The organism is Nevskia soli (genome assembly GCF_903970205.1).
Lineage (GTDB): Bacteria > Acidobacteriota > Terriglobia > Bryobacterales > Bryobacteraceae > Bog-113.
Genome location: NZ_CAJCHS010000287.1, coordinates 1 through 2,904 on the forward strand (window position 1 = coordinate 1; position 2,904 = coordinate 2,904).

The 2,904-nt window shown below is 60.0% G+C and carries 3 protein-coding genes; all 3 read left to right on the forward strand.

The window, feature by feature from the left end:
- The first annotated feature begins 94 nt into the window (after positions 1-94).
- Positions 95-499: a 30S ribosomal protein S12 gene (gene rpsL, locus H1Y01_RS12805; protein WP_180540909.1), complete on the forward strand. Its 405-nt coding sequence runs from the start codon at positions 95-97 to the stop codon at positions 497-499.
- Between the two features lie 12 nt (positions 500-511).
- Complete coding sequence (gene rpsG / locus H1Y01_RS12810) at positions 512-982, forward strand: 30S ribosomal protein S7 (protein ID WP_180540910.1); 471 nt, start codon at positions 512-514, stop codon at positions 980-982.
- Positions 983-1,018: 36 nt separating this feature from the next.
- A partial coding sequence (fusA, locus tag H1Y01_RS12815; RefSeq protein ID WP_180540911.1) for an elongation factor G occupies positions 1,019-2,904 on the forward strand: 1,886 nt, incomplete at its 3' end.

Genomic DNA, 2,904 nt, shown 5'->3' on the forward strand with positions numbered 1-2,904 from the left:
GCTGATTTGAACTCGTGTCAGGGTTGTGTGTGCCGGGAGGCTGTTTCCCGTGTTCCGGTTGTCGTTTTGCTTTTTACAATTTTAAGGAAGATTCGTGCCCACTTTTAATCAACTCGTGCGCAAAGGCCGAAAGCCGCCTAAGTGGAAGACCGCCAGTCCCGCGCTTCAGGCCTGCCCGCAAAAGCGCGGCGTTTGTACGCGCGTGTACACGTCGACCCCCAAGAAGCCCAATTCGGCGCTTCGGAAGGTGGCGCGTGTACGTTTGTCGAACGGCGTCGAAGTAACCACTTATATACCCGGTGTCGGCCACAATCTGCAGGAACACTCGATCGTGCTCATCCGCGGCGGCCGCGTGAAGGATCTGCCGGGCGTCCGCTACCACGTGGTTCGCGGCGCGCTCGATACCGCCGGAGTCGCCAACCGGAAACAAAGCCGTTCCAAATACGGGGCGAAGCGGCCCAAAGCCGGCGCTGCTCCAGCCACCAAGGGCAAGAAGTAAAGGTCAGCCAGCATGCCACGCAGACGCCGTATTGAAAATCGCGAAGTTCCGGCCGATCCGGTCTTCGGCTCGACTCTGGTCGAGAAATTTATCTGCTCGATGATGTGGGACGGGAAGAAATCGACCGCCCAGACCATCTTTTATGACTCGATGAAGCGCCTCGGCGAGAAGGCTTCCGATGATTCGGTCAAGGTCTTTAAGAAGGCGGTCGAGAACTGCAAGCCGCTGCTTGAAGTGAAGACGCGGCGGGTCGGCGGCGCCAACTACCAGGTGCCGATCGAAGTGCCGCAGAACCGGCGGACGTCGCTGGCGATCCGCTGGATTCTCTCGAACGCCCGCGGCCGCGCCGAAAAGGGCATGCCGGAGAAGCTGGCGAATGAGCTGAACGACGCGGCCAATCTGCGCGGCGGCGCCATCAAGAAGCGCGACGACGTGCATCGCATGGCGGAAGCCAACAAAGCGTTCGCGCACTACCGTTGGTAAGCAAACACAGGGTTTAAGGGAAACAGGAAAGATCAAATGCCACGCACCATACCGATTGAAAGGATGAGGAACATCGGCATCGCCGCACACATCGATGCCGGTAAGACAACGACGACGGAACGCATCCTCTACTACACGGGGCGTTCGCATAAGATCGGTGAGGTCCACGAAGGCACGGCCACCATGGACTGGATGGCGCAGGAGCAGGAACGCGGCATTACCATCACGTCGGCGGCCACCACGTGCCAGTGGCGCGACATGCAGATCAACATTATCGATACGCCGGGTCACGTCGACTTCACGGCGGAAGTCGAGCGTTCGCTTCGCGTGCTCGATGGCGCGGTCGCGGTGTTTGACGCGGTTGCCGGCGTGCAGCCGCAGTCTGAAACCGTGTGGCGTCAGGCCGATAAGTACCGGGTTCCGCGCATTTGCTTCATCAACAAGATGGATCGCGTGGGCGCCGATTTCTTTCACTCGGTCGGCACCATTATCGACCGGCTGAAGGCGCGTCCGGTCGCGATTCAGATTCCGGTCGGCGCGGAAGAGCACTTCAAAGGCGTCGTCGATCTGGTGAAGATGAAGGCGTACATCTGGCGGGACGAAACGCTGGGCGCCAAGTTCGATGAAGTCGAAATCCCCGAAGATCTGAAGGAAAAGGCGGCGGAATACCGTGCCTACATGCTGGAAGCCATCGCGGAAAGCGACGAGGGCATCCTGTTCGAGAAGTTCATCGAAGGCCAGGAACTCACCGAAGACGAGATTCGCGGGGGCATCCGTAAGGCCACGCTCGCGATGAAGATTTTCCCGGTGATCTGCGGTTCGGCGTTCAAGAACAAGGGCGTGCAGACCATGCTCGACGCGGTGGTCGATTATCTTCCGTCCCCGCTCGATATTCCGCCGGTGGAAGGCACGTCGGTGGACAATCCCGAGATCACGCTGGTGCGGCATGCGGACGATTCCGAGCCGTTCTCGGCGCTGGTGTTTAAGATCATGACTGACCCGTTCGCCGGTCAGCTCGCCTTCTTCCGCGTGTATTCGGGAAAGATGAGTGCGGGCGAGTCGGTGTTCAACGTCGCCAAGGGACGCAAAGAGCGCGTCGGCCGCTTGCTGCGCATGCATGCCAACAAGCGCGAAGATATTCAGGAAATCATGGCCGGCGATATTTGCGCGGCCGTGGGACTGAAGACCGTTTCGACGGGCGATACGATCTGTGACGATGACGATCCGATCGTGCTCGAATCGATCGACTTCCCGATCCCGGTGATTCAGCTCGCGGTTGAGCCGAAGACCAAGGCCGATCAGGAAAAGCTGGGCATGGCGATTCAGAAGCTGGCCCAGGAAGATCCCACGTTCAAGGTTGCCACCGACCCCGAAACCGGGCAGACCATTCTTTCCGGGATGGGCGAACTGCACCTCGAAATCATTGTCGACCGCATGATGCGCGAGTTCGGCGTGGCGGCCAATGTCGGCAAGCCTCAGGTGGCGTATCGCGAGACCATCCGGCAGGCCGCGGAATACGATTACACGCATAAGAAGCAAACCGGCGGTTCGGGCCAGTATGCGCGGACCAAGCTGCGCGTCGAGCCGAATCCGGGCGCGGGCTACGAGTTCGAAAACGATATTGTCGGCGGCGCGATTCCGAAGGAGTTCATCTCGGCGGTCGAGAAGGGCATCGCCGAAGCGCTCGAAGGCGGCATTATGGCGGGGTATCCGCTGGTGGACATCAAGGCGTCCGCCATCGACGGAGCTTCGCACGATGTCGATTCGTCCGAGATGGCCTTCAAGATCTGCGCTTCGGTGTGCTTCAAGGAAGCCTGCCGCCGAGCCAAGCCCGTGCTGCTCGAACCGATCATGGCCGTCGAGGTCGTGGTGCCGGACGAGTATATGGGAACGGTTAACGGCGATCTGATCTCGCGGCGCGG